General features: G+C 55.5%; 22 protein-coding genes. 5 read left to right on the forward strand and 17 right to left on the reverse strand.

Going from position 1 to position 19,112, the window contains the following annotated elements:
- The 6 genes from EH198_RS19085 to EH198_RS19115 all read right to left on the reverse strand — a co-directional run.
- A partial coding sequence (locus EH198_RS19085) for a helix-turn-helix transcriptional regulator (protein WP_148091517.1) occupies window positions 1-270 on the reverse strand: 270 nt, incomplete at its 3' end.
- 263 nt (window positions 271-533) lie between these two features.
- Window positions 534-1,520 carry a glycosyltransferase family 2 protein gene (locus EH198_RS19090; protein ID WP_124697123.1) on the reverse strand — a complete coding sequence of 329 codons (987 nt, stop codon included), beginning with the start codon at window positions 1,518-1,520 and terminating at the stop codon, window positions 534-536.
- Between the two features lie 89 nt (window positions 1,521-1,609).
- Window positions 1,610-3,943, reverse strand: a complete 2,334-nt coding sequence (locus tag EH198_RS19100) for a glycosyltransferase family 39 protein (protein ID WP_246014446.1) — start codon at window positions 3,941-3,943, stop codon at window positions 1,610-1,612.
- Between the two features lie 581 nt (window positions 3,944-4,524).
- A complete protein-coding gene (locus EH198_RS19105) occupies window positions 4,525-5,070 on the reverse strand; it encodes a DUF1697 domain-containing protein (RefSeq protein WP_124697124.1) in 546 nt (181 codons plus the stop codon).
- A gap of 24 nt (window positions 5,071-5,094) precedes the next feature.
- Complete coding sequence (locus EH198_RS19110; RefSeq protein WP_124697125.1) at window positions 5,095-5,391, reverse strand: antibiotic biosynthesis monooxygenase family protein; 297 nt, start codon at window positions 5,389-5,391, stop codon at window positions 5,095-5,097.
- Window positions 5,392-5,438: 47 nt separating this feature from the next.
- On the reverse strand, window positions 5,439-6,074 hold the full coding sequence (locus EH198_RS19115) for an alpha/beta hydrolase (protein ID WP_124697126.1): 636 nt from the start codon (window positions 6,072-6,074) through the stop codon (window positions 5,439-5,441).
- 219 nt (window positions 6,075-6,293) lie between these two features.
- Here EH198_RS19115 and EH198_RS19120 point away from each other — a divergent pair, with 219 nt between their 5' ends.
- Window positions 6,294-6,611 carry an MGMT family protein gene (locus EH198_RS19120; RefSeq protein WP_124697127.1) on the forward strand — a complete coding sequence of 106 codons (318 nt, stop codon included), beginning with the start codon at window positions 6,294-6,296 and terminating at the stop codon, window positions 6,609-6,611.
- On the opposite strand, the gene EH198_RS19125 is transcribed toward EH198_RS19120, so the two are convergent.
- From EH198_RS19125 to EH198_RS19140, 4 genes are all read right to left on the reverse strand, one after another.
- Window positions 6,608-7,297: a DUF1361 domain-containing protein gene (locus tag EH198_RS19125; RefSeq protein ID WP_124697128.1), complete on the reverse strand. Its 690-nt coding sequence runs from the start codon at window positions 7,295-7,297 to the stop codon at window positions 6,608-6,610. The genes EH198_RS19120 and EH198_RS19125 overlap by 4 nt on opposite strands.
- A gap of 144 nt (window positions 7,298-7,441) precedes the next feature.
- The gene (locus tag EH198_RS19130; protein WP_379309780.1) at window positions 7,442-9,199 is read right to left on the reverse strand and encodes a SulP family inorganic anion transporter; all 1,758 of its coding nucleotides are present in this window, start codon (window positions 9,197-9,199) and stop codon (window positions 7,442-7,444) included.
- Between the two features lie 158 nt (window positions 9,200-9,357).
- Window positions 9,358-9,684 carry an ArsR/SmtB family transcription factor gene (locus tag EH198_RS19135; protein ID WP_124697130.1) on the reverse strand — a complete coding sequence of 109 codons (327 nt, stop codon included), beginning with the start codon at window positions 9,682-9,684 and terminating at the stop codon, window positions 9,358-9,360.
- Window positions 9,685-9,830: 146 nt separating this feature from the next.
- Window positions 9,831-10,211 carry a hypothetical protein gene (locus EH198_RS19140; protein ID WP_124697131.1) on the reverse strand — a complete coding sequence of 127 codons (381 nt, stop codon included), beginning with the start codon at window positions 10,209-10,211 and terminating at the stop codon, window positions 9,831-9,833.
- A gap of 173 nt (window positions 10,212-10,384) precedes the next feature.
- Here EH198_RS19140 and EH198_RS19145 point away from each other — a divergent pair, with 173 nt between their 5' ends.
- A complete protein-coding gene (locus tag EH198_RS19145; RefSeq protein WP_124697132.1) occupies window positions 10,385-11,164 on the forward strand; it encodes a carbon-nitrogen family hydrolase in 780 nt (259 codons plus the stop codon).
- A 268-nt stretch (window positions 11,165-11,432) separates the two neighbouring features.
- On the opposite strand, the gene EH198_RS19150 is transcribed toward EH198_RS19145, so the two are convergent.
- Together EH198_RS19150 and EH198_RS19155 are read right to left on the reverse strand one after the other, a co-directional pair.
- Window positions 11,433-11,729, reverse strand: a complete 297-nt coding sequence (locus EH198_RS19150) for a putative quinol monooxygenase (protein WP_124697133.1) — start codon at window positions 11,727-11,729, stop codon at window positions 11,433-11,435.
- Between the two features lie 54 nt (window positions 11,730-11,783).
- Window positions 11,784-12,419, reverse strand: coding sequence for a nitroreductase family protein (locus EH198_RS19155; protein WP_124697134.1), 636 nt, complete (start codon window positions 12,417-12,419; stop codon window positions 11,784-11,786).
- Window positions 12,420-12,524: 105 nt separating this feature from the next.
- On the opposite strand from EH198_RS19155, the gene EH198_RS19160 reads away from it, so the two are divergent.
- Window positions 12,525-12,821 carry a hypothetical protein gene (locus tag EH198_RS19160; RefSeq protein WP_148091518.1) on the forward strand — a complete coding sequence of 99 codons (297 nt, stop codon included), beginning with the start codon at window positions 12,525-12,527 and terminating at the stop codon, window positions 12,819-12,821.
- A 243-nt stretch (window positions 12,822-13,064) separates the two neighbouring features.
- Here the strand turns inward: EH198_RS19160 and EH198_RS19165 are convergent, their stop codons facing one another.
- On the reverse strand, window positions 13,065-13,982 hold the full coding sequence (locus EH198_RS19165) for a lipoate--protein ligase family protein (protein ID WP_246014448.1): 918 nt from the start codon (window positions 13,980-13,982) through the stop codon (window positions 13,065-13,067).
- A complete protein-coding gene (locus EH198_RS19170; RefSeq protein WP_124697136.1) occupies window positions 13,970-14,938 on the reverse strand; it encodes a copper amine oxidase N-terminal domain-containing protein in 969 nt (322 codons plus the stop codon). Before EH198_RS19170 ends, EH198_RS19165 begins: the two co-directional genes overlap by 13 nt.
- Window positions 14,939-15,104: 166 nt before the next feature.
- Between EH198_RS19170 and EH198_RS19175 the strand changes: the two genes are divergently transcribed.
- Window positions 15,105-16,013 (forward strand): CHAD domain-containing protein, encoded by a 909-nt coding sequence (locus EH198_RS19175; protein ID WP_124697137.1) that lies wholly within the window; start codon window positions 15,105-15,107, stop codon window positions 16,011-16,013.
- A gap of 582 nt (window positions 16,014-16,595) precedes the next feature.
- Here the strand turns inward: EH198_RS19175 and EH198_RS19180 are convergent.
- Together EH198_RS19180 and EH198_RS19185 are read right to left on the reverse strand one after the other, a co-directional pair.
- On the reverse strand, window positions 16,596-16,919 hold the full coding sequence (locus tag EH198_RS19180) for a thioredoxin family protein (RefSeq protein ID WP_124697138.1): 324 nt from the start codon (window positions 16,917-16,919) through the stop codon (window positions 16,596-16,598).
- Window positions 16,920-16,924: 5 nt separating this feature from the next.
- Entirely contained in the window at window positions 16,925-17,317 is a 393-nt protein-coding gene (locus EH198_RS19185; RefSeq protein WP_124697139.1) for a MerR family transcriptional regulator, read from the reverse strand.
- Window positions 17,318-17,524: 207 nt separating this feature from the next.
- Between EH198_RS19185 and EH198_RS19190 the strand changes: the two genes are divergently transcribed.
- Complete coding sequence (locus EH198_RS19190; protein ID WP_124697140.1) at window positions 17,525-18,760, forward strand: MFS transporter; 1,236 nt, start codon at window positions 17,525-17,527, stop codon at window positions 18,758-18,760.
- A 107-nt stretch (window positions 18,761-18,867) separates the two neighbouring features.
- Here EH198_RS19190 and EH198_RS19195 read toward each other — a convergent pair whose 3' ends face one another.
- Entirely contained in the window at window positions 18,868-19,050 is a 183-nt protein-coding gene (locus EH198_RS19195; protein WP_124697141.1) for a hypothetical protein, read from the reverse strand.
- Window positions 19,051-19,112: the final 62 nt, after the last annotated feature.

The raw sequence follows: 19,112 nt of genomic DNA on the forward strand, positions 1-19,112 counted from the left end.
TGTAAACGCCTCTTGTGATGAGAATCCATACTTTACGGCAATATCCAGAACGCGCTGGTCCGTGTCGCGGAGCTCCATGGCGGCACGGCTGATTCTTCTGTTCCAGACGTAATCCCGTAATGTCATTCCGGTCAATTGGTTGAACTGCTTGGAACAATAATAGGGGGAATACCCTAACTGCTCCGACATCTTCAATAGAGATGAACTCTCCGTTATATTGGCCTCCACCCAATCCACCATAAGCTGGACCATTTCATTCCATTCGTACATGGAAGTCCTCCCTCCTTTCCCTTCGATCATATCACCGGCGATCTTCGCATACTTGATTCGAGTTGCACAATAAAAACTTGCCGTTACTTGTGGTAGGGTTCAGCGTGCTGAATCTTAAACGCCGGTACGTACGGAGACAGCCGTTTCAGATACTCCTGAATGCTGCATCTAATCTTTCCGTTCGGATAGAAATGGATACGCAATATCGAGTGAGTAAACTCTTCAGCCCTTATAAGGAGTATTTACCCAAACTGGCCAAAACGTTACTTCGACTCATATTGAACCGTTTGCAGTCCGACCGGCTGCGGCTTCTTTTTCCCCTGGTATACCTCCTGCACAATGTACAGCGGGCGCCCTTTGGACTCGTCATAGATGCGGCCGACGTACTCCCCCAGAATGCCGAGCATCAACAGCACAAAGCCGTTGAAGGTCAGTGTAATGCCGATGACCGAAGCCCAGCCCTTGACAACCGAGTCGGTAAAAATCGCCAGATAGAGCACGTACAGAAGATACAGAAACCCCGACGCCGACAGCAGAGCGCCAAGTAAACCGGCCAGCTTCAGCGGCTTGTATGAAAAAGAAGTAATCCCGTCCAGCGACAGCTTGATCATCCGCTTCAGCGGATATTTCGTCTCCCCCGCCAGCCTTTCGTCGCGTTCATATTCGATTGCCTTCTGGCGGAAGCCCACCCAGCTGACCAGCCCCCGCACGAACCGGTTTTTTTCCGGCAATCGCTTCAGCTCATCGCATACCTTCCGGTCAATCAGACGGAAATCCCCCGTATCCACCGGAATGTTGATATCAGTCGAATAGGCGAGCACCCGGTAGAACAGGCTTGCCGTCCATTTTTTGAAGAACGTCTCGCCGTTCCGCTTGACGCGTTTGGCGTACACAACCTCATAGCCGCACTTCCACTCCTCAATCATTTGCAAAATCATTTCTGGCGGGTCCTGCAAATCCGCGTCGATAATGATGACTGCATCGCCCAGGGCGTAGTCCATCCCTGCGGTAATCGCGATCTGATGGCCGAAGTTTCGGGAGAGGTCGATCAGCTTCACGCTCTCGTCCCAATAGCTGTACTCCTCGATCATCTGCGCACTGTTGTCGGCGCTGCCGTCATTAACAAAGATCAGCTCATACGGCTCTTCCGTCGTTTCCATCACTTTTTTGATCCGCCGGTAGGTCTCCTGGATGACCGCTTCCTCGTTGTACATCGGTATAATTACGGAATAACGCACGTTTGCATTCATGAGCAGTTCCTCCTTTGTTAAAAAAGATGGGCAAGCATACCGGCGTTAATCTTCGGCGCGCCCGCCTGTTAAGTCAAAACCCTTGACGGTCAGTTCAGTGTTACCTCGTACAGCGTACCGCTTGCCGTGCCGCTTGTACCCTGCCATTCCGAGGACGGAATTTCCGTGCCGTTCTCGGTGATCCAAGTCGTCAGACCCGAGTTGCCCTCGCGTCCACCGCCCATGCCGCCGCCGGATACATAGAAATATTTGACCTGGCCGCTCTTCACCAGCGCCGCAAGCGTATCCGTCGTGTAGACCACGTCTGAGCCGGAGAAGCCGTTGAGAATGACAACCTTGTTGCCTTCAATGATGTACGGTCCGCCCGTGCTGTAATTCATCGTGGCGAACAAATATTTTTGACCCGTGTTATGCTCTTTCAGATAGGCCACCAGCGATTCATTGACGCTCTCGCCGCCGTTTCTGTCGAATGCGAACTGGCCGACGTCGCTGCGGCTGTCTCCGGCGCCATCATCGCTTGGGGCGCCCGTGCCGTCCTGGGCGTTAGCGCCGTTCGGGGTCGCCGCTCCGGCCTGGGCCGCTCCGTCTGGTGCCGTTCCGCCGGGTGCGCCGGAACCGTCTTGAGCGCCTGTTCCGCCCTGGGCCTGAGCGACTCCGTTCATTGCCATGCCGCCTCTCATCCCGCCGCCCATGCTGTTGCTGTCCGGTCCCGCTGCCGGGGTCATGCTGTTCAAGCCGTAGGTGATCGGCGTGAGCGACCAGTACAGCGGGCCGATCAGAAGCACGAGCAGTCCGGCGGTCGCCGCGAGCCTGGTGATCGGCTTCCCGCCGCCCTTAACCTTAAGCATCGCCAGCAGCACGGCAAGAACAATGCCCGCGGCCAGTACGCCGATGGACCAGCCGGCCCCGATGGTTGCTTGGTAGGGATGCAGAATGTACCACTGGAACCCTGCCGTTGCCAGAATCGCCGCCGGCAGCAACCAGGAGAGCCAGCCCGTATGTTCACGGTAAAGGCTCCACAGTTTGACGAAGCCCGCTCCGGCCAGCGCCGCAATCGGCGGAGCCATCATAATGAGATAGTATTGATGGAAGAAGCCCGCGATACTGAAAAATCCCGCAACCGGAAGCAGCCAGGCCAGCCAGAATAGGGCCTCCTTATGCTTCTGTGTAAAATGTCTTCTGCGCAGACTGGAGAAGATGCCGATGCAGCCAAAGAGGATGAAGGGAAGCAGCCAGCTGGCCTGTCCCGACAGCTCCGACTGGAACAGCCTTAGCGGTCCCGCCGTGCCGGTATTGAACATACCGCCGCCGCCCATGCCGCCCCGGTCGCCTCCCATCTGTCCGAACGCCCGTCTGCCGCCGTCATCCGCTCCGTTTCCCGGGAACTGTCCGCGCATTCCTCCATCCTGCCGGCCATCGTCTGCCGTGGCTCCGTCCTGCGTGCCGGATGCCTGACCTGCGCCTTGTGTGCCCGCGGAGTTCCCGTTCGGGTTCACCGAGGCTCCCGATGTTCCGTCTACGCCATCCTGTCCGCCTCCGGAAGCGCCGCCGGCCATTCCCGGCATTGCGCCGTTCAATGACGGCACCTCTCCGTTCATGCCCTGCGGAAAGCCTCCGCCGCTTCTATTGCCGCGGTCCCCGGTCAGACGCGATACGCCGTTATACCCGAAGGCCAGCTTCATGACCGAGTTGGTCGTGCTGCTGCCGATAAAAGGGCGCTCGCTGGCGGGAACCGAATCGACGATAACCGCCCAGGAAACGGAGATGACCAGCATGACGGCGGTACATGCGGCCAGCACGCCCGTTTTTTTCTTCCAATTGACCTTATAGGCCAGCCAATAAAAAAGATAGAAAGCCGGAACCACCATATACGCCTGAAGCATCTTCTCGTTGAACGCCACGCCGATTAACGCGAACGCTGCGATCAGGCTGCCGATTCTGCCGCGCCTCGTTCCCTTGAACAAAAACCACGTCGCCAGCAGCAGTGTGAACACGAGCATGGCATCGATATTGTTCGTTCGGCCGACGGCCGCCGCCACAGGCGTAAGCGCCATCGCCAGAGCCCCGAGCCGGGCCGCCGTTTTGCCGAAGGTCGGCTTCACCAGCAGATAGACCAGCAGGACCGAACCCACTCCGGCCAACGCTTGGGGAAGAATCACGCTCCAGCCCTTAAGCCCGAATATCCAGGCGAACAGCATCTGTATCCAGAACACGACCGGAGGCTTATCCACCGTTACCGACCCCGCCGAGTCCAGCGAAGCGTAAAAGAAATTATGCCAGCTTTGCAGCATGCTTCCTACCGCGCTTGTATAGTACAAATTCACATACTTCTCATTCCAGATCCCGTAGCCGTACAAAAATGCCGCAAGCAGCAATATGGCCAAAAGGACGAGATCGGACCCCATTTTTCTAATTAATCTCATCTTTATCACTCTCCATCCGCTCTTTGTTTCTTCCGGCCCGCCGCAAGGCTTGCCGCTTCCTCTTCCGTAATGTATTATGGCATCCCTACCTTAACTCGTAATGAATTCGGGCTGAATGTTTGCTGAAGGAACAGGCCGGCTGCAATTCCTGCAAATCTGCATGCTTCGTAATGAATTTCACCCAGGGAGAAAGAAATGGATGCCATTGTGCAGCTATTTAATGCTCCAACAGCCGCTATGGGGAGATGGGATACCAAGTGCCTGCGCATTTGCAGGAATTGGATTGGGGAGAGGGCTTTACGAAAAAAAGGATGTATAAACGCCGTATTTCTTCGAAACTCGAGCCGCAGCAGGCCCCGTTCAAAACGCCCCTGGTAGAACGGCTCGCCTAAGGCTTAACGGGGTGAAACGGCTGTCCCGCTTGCTGCCGCTTCAAGGCATAAGCCTCGTAATCAATGCAAAACAAATAAGCTGCCGCCGGCAGCATACCGGAAGCAGCTTCTATTCCAATCTATACTCCGAGAGATCCGGGAAATTTCAGCAAAATCCCCCGATATTTTTTCTGCAAATCAATCTTCAAATCAATCTTCCGCTGCCATCGCCGCAAGCTTGTTCACCGTGTTCCAGTTGCGGGACGTGGCGGACACGCCCATGATTTTTTCCAGAGGGACCTTGAACAGCGGGGAATCGCTCACTTTCGTACAGTAGAGAATGTACATTTCCTTGCCGATGACGCGCAGCTTGTCCTCTCCGTCCTCATATGGGCGCAGCCGCTCCATCGCTTCATCCGTCAGCTCTCCGGCCAGAAAAGAAACGTACAACCGCTTAAACTCCTCCGGTTCGGCCAGCTCGAACGGATTGTTCGCGATCGCCGCCTCCAGCTCTTCCGCGGTGCGGATGATAACGGAGGCGTCGAAGCCGAAGGTATCCCTGATGCCTTTTTCAATGGATTCCTTAAGAGCCTCTTCCCCCGTTTCCCCGCCGTCGAAAACCACATTTCCGCTCTGGATATAAGTCTTTACGTTCTGAAATCCGAGGGACTGAAGCATCGTCTTCAAATCCTGCATTTTGACGATTTTATTTCCTCCGACGTTAATGCCGCGAATCAGGGCAATATATTTTCCCAAAAGACAGCCTCCTTCATCTTTCGCTTATTCCAGCCTGATGCGGGTAAAATGTTCGACTACAGGAAACGGGTGGTAATAGTGATGAAGCAGCGCCTTCCACTCCGCATACTGAGGGGATTCCCTGAATCCCACCGTATGATCTTCAAGGCTCCGCCAGCGGACGAGCAGCAGGTATTTGTGATCGTCTTCCAGACATTTTTGCAACTCATGGCCCAAATAGCCTTCTATTGAGGAAATAAGAGGCGAAGCCTTCTTGAAGCTGACTTCAAACGCCTCCGTCATTCCCGGCTTTATATGCAGCATTGCCGCTTCCAGTATCATTGTCATCCGCCTCCGATCGCCCGTTAAATTTCCAGGATTAACACTCCTTATGAACCCAGCGCTCCCCGAAAAAATTCATGTACTAAATTATTAACCACAATAAGAACGGCCAAAGACTCGTTGACGCTGCCTACCTCAAGCGAATGATTGGCCTCGTCGATTTTATACAGAGATACATCCGTTAGCCCGCTGATTCCGGCTGTATCCTCTTCGCTGAACAGCGGATCGCCGCCGCCATAAATCACGGTGCCGCCCGTACGTTTTATATAAGGAACCGTCTCCGGCAGCGGCGTCAGGAACAGGCAGTCCAGCTTCACGGAGGGATCGTAATCGACCGCCAGTCTACCCCCGATGACCGTGCCGATGCTTTTGCCGATAAACAGCAGCCGTTCATACCCGGGGACCGCCGACAGCGCCCGCCCGCATTCTTCCCCGATAATCCCCATTTCCTCACGCTTCAGATCGACCCGCGCGCTCTGATAACCGTATTCCAGCAGCAGCAGGTCACATCCGTACTCCAGCGCGGTCTTGCCCGCATAATGCAGCAGTGGGAGCTCCGCCGGATAATTCCTCCCCGGAAACACAACAGCCAGCGTGTCCGATCCCTGCGAATAGTATTTGTGTCTGACTTCCCGGCCCCAATGCGAGGGCATTGTTATGTACTTCATTACCTTATCCGCCATTTTCCCGGCCGCCTCCCGAAACGAATGATCGTTTAGTCGGGCCTTTCGCCCTGATGCTTCCCATTATACCTTTAATGGATAGGCGTTGGAAATTAACAAGCCTTCACGCCAAAAAACCGGCGCCCGCCGAACAATCAACGGGTTGCCGGTTAATCATTCCGGTATGCTTTTTTGATATAATCGAAGTACATCATCTTCTAGGAAGGAAGTACGCTCAAAGTGACGCCGTTTACCGAAAGAGCCATTCGCATCATGCAGTCCATCCCCGAAGGAAGGGTGATGACTTACGGAGGGGTCGCCACCGCTGCGGGCAGCCCGCGGGGAGCGAGGCAGGTCGTTCGGATTCTGCATTCCATGAGCCGCAGCCACAAGCTTCCCTGGCATCGAATTATCAATGCCAAGGGAAGAATCTCCCTGGAGGACGGGGAATCGGGGGCGCTCCAGCGGCTTTACCTTCTGGGTGAGGGCATCGAGTTCGACGACCTCGGAGTTATCGACCTGAAGCGGTTCGGCTACGATCCGGGTCCGCAGGATTAGCGCGACCACCGCGAACCGTCCCTGCTTCCGCGCGCATTCAGCAGACTGTACAGCGTCGTATAGATGACCAGCAGCACAAAGGCGATGAACAGGGTGAAAAAGACGGATTGGCGGTTCACGCTGTCCAGCATCAGCTGATACAGCCGGTCCCTGTCGGTCAGCACATCCCAGCTGTTGAGGCGGTACACCCGGCCCAGAAGCACCCCATACCCTCCGAGAACACAGGCGGCCAGCACGAACAGCCAGGATACCAGAAGACCGCCCTTGCGCCAGATTACCGTCTGAAATTGATACAGCGAGAAGAAGCCTGTCAGCCAGGCGGTCCAGGTGAACAGCAGCAGCATGGTGAGATCATACCAGAACCGGCTCTGGACGACGCCGCCAACAATATAAATGCCGCTGCGAATCGTCAAATGAAGCAGATCGGTCATGATATACGGGGCATTGGGGAAAAAGACCAGCCAGGCCGCACCGAGCGGAAGCAGCAGCAGACTGTGCGAATCCCGTTTGTACAGCGCATGCGCCGCCAGCGAGAACAGAAACGGCAGCCATGCCAAAAACAGATTCCAGATCAAAAACTTATAGTGGTCATCGGTCCGCAGCGAAACTATGCCATACACGGCCAGCGTTGCCAGAGTAAGCCCGGCAAGCAGCAGAAATACTTTCGGATAATTCAGCTCCTTCATCGGTTTGCATTCTCCTTATCAGCGATAATAATGTATATTCCCCCATTGTATAAAAGAAGAAAGGCCTCCGTCCACCCAAAAAGGCCCGAGCGCTGTCGCCCGGGGCCTTTTTGGGTTTATCTTCAGATTGCCGCCGCCAAACGGTCAGCGGGCGACTTTCGGCTTGGAGCGCGCCTTGAAGCCAAGTCGGCTCTGCGCTTCTTCATAGCCGGACAAGGCGGCGCATTCCCGGAAGGCGGCATGCCGGCAGCCGATGCACTGCTCCCTGGAGACGGTCCGGAGCGCTTCGTTGATGGCCTCCCCCGTATGATCGTAGAACCGGGAAGCGCCGATCCGCTCGTAGAGTCCGGTCTTCCGCAGCAGCTCAAGCGGCTGGGGCTGCATACAGGAGATGAGCAGCTTGCCGCCCGAACTCTCCAAATGCCTAACAAGCCCCGCCAGATTGCTCTCGCCGGTCGTATCCATCAACGGCACTTTGCTCATCCGCAGAAGAACTACTCTCGGCTGATCCGGCCCGGCGCCGGGCATCGTGTTCTCAAAACGGTACGCCGCCCCGAAGAACAGCGGGCCCTCCACGTTGTAAATGCCGATCTGCGGGCAGTCATGCTCCTCGGAGACCATATGCGGCCCCACTTTGACCGACTCCGGATCGGGCAGCACCTTGGATACCAGGTGAACCTCGCCCATCCGCTTCACAAACAGGATAACGGCCAGTACCAGACCCACTTCCACGGCCGCCGTCAGATCGGCGAAGACCGTAAGCAGAAAGGTGATCAGCAGCACCAGCGAATCTCCCGTCCTCGTCTTGAGCAGATGAAGAAACGCCTTCCGTTCGCTCATATTCCAGGCGACCACCATCAGAATCGGTGACATCGCTGCCAGAGGAATACTGGAAGCATAAGGGGCGAACAGCAGCAGAATCAGGAATACAACGACGCCGTGAATCACGCCGGACAGCGGGGAAGCGGCCCCGCTCTTGATATTGGTCGCCGTCCGGGCAATCGCGCCGGTCGCCGGAATCCCGCCGAACAGCGGTGCCGCGATATTGGCGATGCCTTGTCCAATCAGCTCGCGGTTGCTGTCATGCCGGCTGCCGCTCATCCCGTCGGCCACGACGGCCGACAGCAGCGACTCAATCGCGCCCAGCATGGCAATAAGGAACGCAGGCCGCAGCAGCGACCCGATCCGTTCCCAGGTAATAACCGGGAAGTGGAAGCTAGGCAGCGTGTTCGGGATGTCTCCGTAAGCCGAGCCGATCGTCGTTACCTTGCCGCTGAAGAACAGAGCTGCCGTTACAGTGGCAACGATCAGACCGATCAGCGAGCCCGGCACCTTCGGAGCGAACCGGACCGCCAGCAGCACCACCGCCAGGCAGATTGCCGCGGTCAGAATACTGTTTAGATTAATCGTCGAAAGATGACGGCCGATTTCGCGCATGTTGTCCACGAACTTCTCATGCCGCTCTATCCCCTTCAGACCAAGGAAGCTGGCGATCTGCCCGGTAAAGATGATGACGGCGATGCCTGCGGTAAATCCGATCGTGACGGGCTTAGGAATGAATTTGATTAAGACGCCGAGCCGGAGCGCACCCATTAAGACAAGAATAATACCGGCCATCATGCCCGCAATGAGCAGATTTTCGTAGCCGTACTTCGCTCCAATGGCGAACAGAATCGGGATAAAAGCCCCAGTCGGGCCTCCAATCTGAAACTTCGATCCGCCAAACAGAGAAATCAGAATGCCGGCGACGATCGTCGTGTAGATGCCGTATTCCGGCTTGACGCCCGATGCAATAGCAAAAGCCATTCCCAAAGGAATGGCAATAACGCCGACGATCACGCCGGAAACAAGGTCCTTCCGCAGAGAACTCATGCTGTAGTCCTGAAATCGGCTCCATCCTATCATGTTATAACCTTCTTTTCTTTGAATATCTGATTATTTGAATATATATGACACATTACTCCTGTATTTTTTCGTTGTCAATCCTAAAAAACCGCGATCCTCCGCAGCCGCACCGCCTGAGAACGCCTTCAATTTAAACCTTGCGGGAGCCGCAGCATTTATTCGCTGCGGATCTCCTCAAGCAGAGAGATGGCGTTGACCAGGTGGTTATCGAAGATTTGCTTGGCCACGGCCAGCAGATCCTTGATCAGCGGATCACGGAGCGAATAGATGACCGAGGTGCCCTCCTTCACGCTGTTCACCACGTTCTTCGCCCGCAGAACGGCGAGCTGCTGCGATACGGCGGAGCCCTCCGAACCCAGAATCGCCTGCATCTCGTTAACGTTCTTCTCCCCTTCGCTTAGCAGTTCCAAAATACGGATGCGCATCGGATGAGCCAACGCCTTGAAAAACTCGCTTTTAAATTGCTGAATATCACTGTTCATATCACTTCTGCTCCTCACAGCTTCTTTCAATCTTCGCTTCAAGCTTAACGTCCGTTATATAAGCATACCCATGGAAGCCACCCCGCACAAGCCCGCCTCCTGCAGACGCTGCCCCGCCGTACGCGGAAATAGCGGTCCATTCTGCGCTAGTAAGCGGCCGGATAGATACGGAGGATTCCGGCCGTAAGCTCCACTGTGCCGCCAATCGCCATAGGCTCGCCGAGGCATTCGAACATAATCAGTGACTCTCCGAGCCGCATATAGGCTGTTCCGTCCTCCTCGATATCCTCCAGCGTACCGGTCAGGACGTTCTTGCCGGCTTCTATCGAAACCGCCGGCGGCTGTCCGGGTGCCGGGACGAGGTCGACCCATTTGATGAAGAGCTCGGGAAGCTCAAACTCGGCCTCGCATTCCTCTCCTGGAACAAAGGGGGAAGCGCCGAGCCATTGCCCCTTGCCCTCGCCATAGGCCGAGGCGAAATAGACTTCGCCATGGCGCTCTGCGGCGCGGGTTATCGATATTTTCATGTCCGCCACCTCTTTCCTTCCGGTATCTCCTCTTTTTTTACTTTCTCCAGCCGATTTTGTCAATATCGGGGATTGTCAATATCGGGGTTGTCCCCGGGAAGACAAGCCGGGCCCCCGTATTGCTTTGAGCACCGGGGAAACGTATAGTGCTATACATAAGGAGGTAGACGCAAATGAAAGTTTCCCTGCTTCAGCTCGACATCGCCTTCGGCAATCCGGAGGACAACTACGCCGCAGCGGAACGCGCCATCCGCCTTGCGGCTGCGAGGCAGCCGGACTGTCTTCTGCTGCCCGAGCTGTGGACGACCGGCTACGACTTGACGCGTCTCAGTGAAATGGCCGATCCTGAAGGAACGGCGGCATTAGCGTTTATCGGCGGCTTGGCCAAAGAATACGGCATTAACATTGTCGCAGGCTCCACCTCCTGGCAGCGCGCGGGCGGCGCAACCAACACCATGTTCGCCGTGAACCGCGAGGGCCTGCCTGTCTTGGAATACAACAAGCTGCATCTGTTCCGTCTTATGGATGAGCACCTGTATCTCCAGCCGGGCTCGTCTAAGGGCCTGTTCGATCTGGACGGGACTCCCTGCGCCGGCGTTATCTGCTACGATATCCGGTTTCCGGAATGGATACGCGCCCATATGGTTTCCGGTGCCGAGGTGCTGTTCGCCGCCGCCGAATGGCCGCTGCCGCGCCTTGCCCACTGGCGCGCGCTGCTCGTCAGCCGGGCGATTGAGAACCAATGCTATGTTGTCGCCTGCAACCGGGCGGGCTCCGATCCCGCCAATGTTTTTGCCGGGCATTCCATGATTATCGATCCATGGGGAGAAATTGTCTGCGAAGCGGGCGAAGGGGAAGAAATCGTGTCCGGCGAGCTTGATCTGGCCAAAGTGCGGGAAGCCCGGCGTCAAATTCCGGTATTTACCGACCGGAGACCCGAACTGTACACATGATGGAGCAAGCATCCCCCGGCCCTTGAAAAAAAGAAACGGCGCTGCCGTCCAAGCTGGAGGCAATGCCGTTTCTGGCCGATGTAATAACAAGAAGAAACGGCGCTACCGTCCAAGCTGGAGGCAATGCCGCTTCTCTCTGACATTCTTACAAGAAGAAACGGCTGCGCCGCCCTGCAAGGGTGCGGTGCAGCCGTTTCCCCTAAGGTCGCTAAACCTCCGAGGAAGCTCTTGTCGGCAGCTGCCGACAGCTAAAGGGATAGGCCCGCCGTTACACGTTTGCCTGTTCGGCGCTATATACCTTCACGTCCAGCGGCGCGGACAGGAATTCCCCCGCCTTGCCCGCAAAGGCCGTGAAATGGCTGGTTGCGTTATGGAACTTCACAGCCTCGGAATCACGCCAGGTTTCGACCATGATGAACACATTCTTTTGCTCCGAATGCTCGTACAATTCATAGGACAGGTTTCCCTCTTCCGCCTGGCTAGCGGCCACCAGCGGCCCCGTCTCGGCCAAAAAGGTCTCTCTGCGTTCCGGATTCACATGAAAAACGGCATGAATAATGATCATAATTTCGATTTCCCTCCTTGTCGTGTTCCTCTATATTTTACGCTCTAAATCTAATTATTTCCATTCGGCGATTTTGTTGATCGGCAGTCGAACCGAATTGAAGCCTTCCTCCGCCGCTTTGCCGATGGAGAGAAGCATTACGGGCGCATACCGTTCTTTATCCATACCGAAGACTTCGGAGACCTTGTCCTTTTCATAGCCGCCGATCGCATTCGTATCGTAGCCGTGGGCGCGGGCGACCAGCATAAGCTGCATCGTGGCCAGACCGGCGTCAATCAGCACGGTCTCTTTGTTGACTTGCGGCGGCAGGGTGGAAAAATACTTGGTCAGCCCGGCAATCTGTCTTTCCTTCACTTCAGCCGGCATCCATCCGCGCTCTACGGCGGTGCCGTAAATCTCTTCGGCATAGTCGAAGCTGTTCAAGTCCGCGAAGATGGCTATCACCGCCGCAGAGGTCTCTACCTGCACCTTGTTGAACAGGGCGAGCGGGGCCAGAGCCGCCTTTCCTTCCGGACTTTCGATCACGAGAAAACGCCAGGGCTGCATGTTGACCGAAGAAGGCGCCAGCGTCGCTTCCGTAAGAATTTGCGTCATTTCCTCTTTGCTGATTTTAACGGCAGGGTCGTATTTCCGGATCGATCGGCGTTTTGTAATAATTTCGGTAAAATCGTTGTTCATCGTCTTGTTCATGCGTATAGCTCTCCTCTTTTATAAAAAATTTCAAATTCATATGCGTTCAATCTAGGAAGCTCTTTCTCTTATATAAATTGTAAAAGATTAATTTTTATATGATTTATGTTACAAGCCGTTCATTCGCCTGCGGGCGATGATGTAAAAATGAAAGAAGTTGAAACGTTTCTTGGGCCGGAAATCTCTAAATTAAGGCGAAAAGGAGGCGGAACGTTCTTCGCTAATTTAGGAGGGAATGATAAGCAAATAATGCAAAAACCTGAAATTGTGCATCTTTTTATCACCTGCGAACAGCTATTGTATCACATGCCTACGAAAATACATGTATTTCCCCGCTCAGCATCAAATTCGGTCAGCACAGCCTCAAATTCCTGCATGATAGCAGGAATTCCTTATGAATAAACACTTTGGGTAAAAAAAGCTGCACTTGGGCTGTTTTGCAGGGCGCTGAACCAAAACCAGTAATCCCCCTGACCCCGTCAATTGATATTGGAGCGATTGTCCGATTCCTGACCAGATCTGATGGAGGAAATGTCGAATAGAACAACAGAAGCCGGCAAGTCTTTCGATAACCGGAAGACCTGCTGGCTTCTTAGCATTTGCATATAGGACAGCCGCATATCTATAACGCCGCTCAAACACCTCTCACTGGGCGTACCGCTCGCGCAGCATCTTTGCCGCTTCCAGCACCCTTGGATCACCGTACCCGAGACTGTAGCCGGTCTCCGCCGCCAGATCGGCAGCCGTGGCCAGCCGCGTGCCCCGGGCTGCAACCGCCTTTCGGACTCCGTCCGCGAACACGGCCGCCGAATCCGGGCCGCCCAGCTCGCCGAGTCCGCCGATGGTCTCGGGCCGCACCGCGGGATAGTCCAGGCCCGAAGCGCCGCAGACGGCTTCCTCGTAGAAGCGGCGCACCAGCTCGCCGCGCTCCTGTCCCGAGCCGCTTACAACGACAAAAGCATGCACAAAGTAGGCATGGCTCTGCCGTCGCTGGGCGATGCCGCAAAATTTCCGGCCCCCGATGGACAGGTCGTAATCGCCGGGGCAGTAAGAGCCTTTGACTTCTCCCGCCGTGATTCGCGCGGCGGCGGAAGGATGGGAGAAACCTGCCGCCTCCGCAATCAGGGAGGCCAGGAGGCGGAAATCACGGTGGAAATCGAGCGTTCCCCGGCCCTTAGGCAAGATCAGGGAGACGTTGACGACTCCCGCATCGAGGGGAACCGCCGCGCCGCCGGAATGTCTGACCGCCGTGCGGACGCCGCGCGCTTCCAGGCTCTGCATCGCCTGCCCTGCGCAAGGCAGGCGGCTGTCCCGAAGCCCAATCGCCACTCCGCCGGGATGGCTCCATAAATGCACCGAAGGAGGCACAAGCCCCGCGCCGACATCCCGGCACAGCGTTTCTTCAAAGGCAAAGGGGATCAGCATATCGCCGTCCCCCTCTTTTTCCGCAGAGCTGCCGGACAGATGTTCAAAGATCGCCATGCGTCCGGGAAGCGCTCCTGCCGGATCGGGATGATGCTCGTCCAATCCGCTTGATTGGCTGATTTCGCTTAAATGGTCCATTGATCATGTATGATGCCTACCAGCATCCACTGCCCGCCTTCCTTGACGAATGCAAGCCGCAGGCTCTGCCAATCCATCCCGGCATACTGCGGATCGAACCCGTCGTAATGGTATTCGACCAAGATGGCATCCGGGTACGCATTCCGCGCATTATTCAGCGAATTGCCGGTGCCGATGGTCTGATTGTAGCCCATTTCCGGCGCGTCCGCAAAGTCGGCGCTGTATATGAATTTATTGTAATACTGGGCAAAGGTCAGCTTGATCGGATCACCTGTACCGTCATAGGCGCCCCAGGTCCGGACGGTCTGATCCGTTCCGACCGCCGCGATTTCGCTCCAGCTCAATACAATGTCCTTCGCGGTGTCTACATGCCCGTACGGCGAGAAGCGAACACCCTTTGAATGAATCATGGATGAAAGAGTGTTCCAGTCTTTCTTCTTCAGGGCCAGCACCGCCTCTTCGGCGCGGTCCGCAATGGCTGCCTTCGCGCTCACCGGGTCAAGCGGCAGCACAATGTTAGCCGTGCCCGTCCGCACGTTCCAGGTTAACGTCCCGCCCATGCTCTCGGCTGAGAAACGCAGCGGAATATACACCCGGCCGCCACGGATTTCGGCAGGAACATCCAGCAGGACGGTCCCGCCGTCTCTGACCGCCTGGCTGCTCCCGGCCGTGATTTTGGCCAGGTGCGGAGCTTTCCGAATCGTCGCCGTGCGGGTCGCCGCATCCCAGGACAGCTGCGCTCCCATCCCTGCCGCCATTTCCCGAAGGGGGACCATCACTCTTCCTTGCTTGACATAAGCCTGAGACTGAAGCTTCAGAGTTGCCCCATTGATTGTCACGGACACCGTTCTGGCCGGGACAGCAGCCTGTGCGGAAGGCGTTCCGCCAGAACCCAATCCCGTAATCGTAGCGGTTAGACCGAGGCCGATCCAGACCGCCGCTATTTTTTTAAACATCTGTCTCACCCTTTCTCCAGCATATAATTGTAATGTGACTATAATCACGCTATTCTAAAATTAAGACGCTCTGAATACACAAAAGGTTACACACCATTTATTACCGCTTTGCTCAATCTTCTGAAGCACGGTCCCGCAGGTGACTATGAGTTGGGAGTGATAACTAATGTCAACAGGCACGAGAGTCCAAAGTTCCGAGGCCAGCCGGTCGCAGCAATGGGAGCAGGCCATGTCTGAGCTGTACAGAAGCTATCTGGATTACGGAAAAGAGGCGCTGAAGGATTTTGACGACGAGGCTGTTCATCAGGCGCGGGTGAGCAGCCGTAAGCTGATCACGCTGCTGTCCATTCTCGATCCCGCGGATGCCTCTGGCCTCAGCGCGTTATTTAAGCGCTCCCAGAAGCGTCTGGGCAAGGTAAGGGATGCCGACGTGCTCATCCTGTCCTTCAAGAAGCGGCGGAAGGAAGCGAGGCGCGAAGGCGACAAGAAGACCGCCAAGCTGCTGGGAGCGGTCATTCTGCATCAAAAAGAGAAGCGCAAACGACAGCGCGGGAAATTGGCCGACGAGCTGCCCGGGCTGCTGGAAGGCGATCCAGGCGGCAAATGGAATGAATTTGTAAAAGAACGCCTTCCCGCCCTCGTTTCCGATCGAGATGTCAATGTCGCGATGCGCGAGCTTGAAGTCGCTTTCGAGCAGCAGAATAAACGGTGCAAGGAGCTGCTGGGGCAAGAGAACCCGGCTTCCCGGGAGGCTCTGGACGAATTGCACCAGCTAAGGCTGCTGGCCAAGCGCATCCGTTATACCGCAAACGCGGCAGCCTTCGCACTGGATCAGAAGTTTCACGCGAATGAAGCGATATATAAAGACATCCAGTCGGAACTCGGCGAAATCACCGACAAACGCATGTGGCTGGAGAAGCTGGAGAATATCGGCCGCAAGGAGCTGGGCGCCAGCCGCAATACGTGGAATTCCTTCATCGATAAGCTTCAAGCCGAGCTGACGGACGCGCTTCGCCGGAACACCGTCGTCGACGTGCCGGATGCCCAAAGTCAAGCCGCCGCCGTACAGGAATGAGCAGGAATGAGCACCGGTATTGACCATAAACCTGACCATAAACCGCCCATACCCATAAGCAGAAACGGAAAAAGCTCAGGCTCTTGCGGCTACAGCCGGACGGACGAAGCGGAATTGTACCCTCTTATTTTTTAATAAGGAGGCCTGGAATAAGCATAGGGTGGAAAAACTCCTGTTTAATCCGGCCAATCAGCCGAGAATGCTGAAAAACCCGTCAATAAGCGGGAGGTTTTCCTGCTTATTGTCTGAAATGGCCGTTTTCGGGCAAATGTAAGGGAGGTTTTCCCTTTCACTTCAAGTTCCGGCCTTGGGCAAGCGTAATCGTTCGTTCAAGCTCTCACAGGTTCCGGGTACCGTAAAGGCCAATCTTGGTCAATGACAGGATAAAAAGCTTAGGCCGCCGCTTTAATTCCGAGGTGGGGCGTAACCTTCACCATCTCCATGCCAAAGCGGCCTTACACCGTTCGAATACCGGTGTAAGGCCGCTTGTTTACATAGATGTCTGTTTCACAGGGATGACTTCAAAGTCGGGACACCCCTTGTTATTAGAGCCGTCTTTCCTTGTGTTATCCCAAAATCGAGTTACACGAGATGCCGGCTCAGAACACCCGTATAGACGGATTTCGGGCTTAGCCCGACCAGCTTCTCCACCGGCTCTCCGCCCTTGTACACAATTACGGTCGGCATGCTCATGACGCCGGCTTCCTCGGCAAGCTCGGGCAGCTCATCGCAGTCTATCTTTACAACGGTTACCGCGTCTCCGTAATCCCGGTCCAGGTCCTCCAGTATGGGCAGCAGATTTCTGCAGGGCGGGCACCAGGCTGCGCCGTAGTCTGCAAGCACAATGCCGCCGCCCTCCACCGCTTCCCGCAGAACCTCGGGTGTTTCCGCATGTTTAATCGCCATTCGAATCATTCCTCTCCTGATTTAGCTTGGAATTCCGCACCGGACCCTTCCCGCTCCCGGCGGATGGAAGCCATTCTTTCCTCCAAATTAAGCTTGATCTGCGTCAACTGGTGCAGTTGACGTTCAATCTCCTCCAGCTTGGATTCATACAGCGGCATCACCTCCGCGCAGAATGCCTCCTTGTTCTTCAGCACGCAGTGCAAAAAGCCCGCGATTTGCTCTGTCGTAAGTCCCAGATTCAAATACAGCTGGATCGTCTCCACCGTCTCCGCGGCAAGCGGAGAGTATTCGCGGTAACCGTTGGCCAGACGGACCGGCGAAATCAAACCTTGTGACTCGTAGTATCGAAGCGACCGGACGCTGACGCCCGTCAATTTGGCAAGCTCGCCTATTTTCATTGCCTCTCACTCCGGATTAATGAGATTGTTTGCGTTCATTATAGACCCTGACACTGGTGTTAAGGTCAACCCCTTTTTTTCAAAAAGAGAATCCCTGGCCGCCGCCTGTGACATTCCCAGCCAAACGACGGATATTGTCAATTTGACAAAATCACCCTCCTCCCATATACTTGTTATAACAACTATCACAGAAAGAAGAGATTGGATTTGGAAAAAGACCGTCTGTGGAACCGTCATTTTTTGACCATATGCCTTAGCAGCTTTTTTATCTTTATGACCTTTTATATTTTGACGGTGACGATGCCCGCGTTCGTACTGGAAAATTTGCATGGGAATAAGCAAAATATCGGGCTGGTGACCACCGTGTTCGTCATCGCCTCCGTGATATTCCGGCCGCTGGCGGGCCGATGGCTCGACGAGTTCAACCGCAAGGCGCTTGTGGTCGGCTCGCTCCTGCTGTTTACCGTCTGCTCCGTGCTGTACCTGTTCATTCACAGCTATGCCGCCCTGCTGCTGCTGCGGTTTATCCACGGCATTTCCTTCGGGATCGGGGCAACCGCCACCTCGGCCATCGTGCTTGATGTCATTCCGGAACGCCGCAAGGGCGAAGGCATCGGCTACTTCAGCCTGTTCATGAGCCTTGCGATGGTCATGGGCCCGTTCATCGGCCTCACCATCACCGCCCATTCGGGCTTCGGCCCGCTGTTCGTGACGATCAGCGCGTTTGCGCTGCTGGCCTGCCTCTGCGGCATTCTGACGCCCGTTCCTCCCCATACGCCCCGGCCGAATACGCTTGGCAATTGGAACATCAAGCGGTATATCGAGCCCAAATCCGTTCCGGTGTCCCTGTCCGGATTTATTCTCGCTTTTTCGTACGCATCGTTGACGACGTTTATCTCCGTCTATGCCAATTCGATCGGACTGGGTACTGTCGCCAGCTACTTTTTTATCGTATTCGCAGCTTTGGTGCTGATCTCCCGGCCCTTTACCGGCCGCCTGTTCGATCGCAGAGGTCCCCATGTTCTCGTCTATCCGGGTATTCTCCTGTTCACCGCGGGGATGATCTGGCTCAGCCGGATCTCTTCCGCTCCGGAATTTCTGGCCACGGCGGGGCTAATCGGACTCGGCTACGGGGCCATTCTACCCAGCTTTCAGACGCTGGCGATCCAGTCGGCTCCCGTTGACCGGCGCGCGCTTGCCACCGGGACCTATTTCGTGCTGTTCGATCTCGGCTTCGGCCTCGGTTCTTATATTTTGGGCATCATCGCGGCCCATACGGATTACCGGATGATGTATCTCTGGGCCGGAACGATTTCCGTTTTGGCGCTGATTCTCTATTACTTCCTTCATCACCGGTCGCGGAAAAGAGAGCTGAAAACGGCCGGACCGGAGGAATCGCTGCCAAGCGTCCGTACGGCATACAGTGCAGACCAACAGGCGTAACCGACCCTAGCGGCGGGAGCGCTGAACCCAAAAAGCCGCGGAAATACAGAGGCAGCTGCTCCATACCGGAACAGTTCCGCTGTAATCCGCGGCTTTTTATCCATCGATCATTTCTTGGTCTTGCCGCTCTTCATAAATTTCCACATGGCGAGCAGGCAGCCGACCAGGCCGAGTCCGAGCAAAAGCTGCTGCAGCGCACCCAGCATTCTGGATTCGTAGGCGTTAATTTGGCTGCTGATGATAATCAGGATAATCGAGACGGCAACCATAACGCCGGTTCTGTTCTTCACCGTGTTCCTCCTTAAATGGACCTCTGACGCAAAAGGTCATAATCTTCTATTATGCCGCAACG

The sequence above is a fragment of the Paenibacillus rhizophilus genome (assembly GCF_003854965.1).
GTDB classification, from domain to species: Bacteria; Bacillota; Bacilli; order Paenibacillales; family Paenibacillaceae; genus Paenibacillus_AQ; species Paenibacillus_AQ rhizophilus.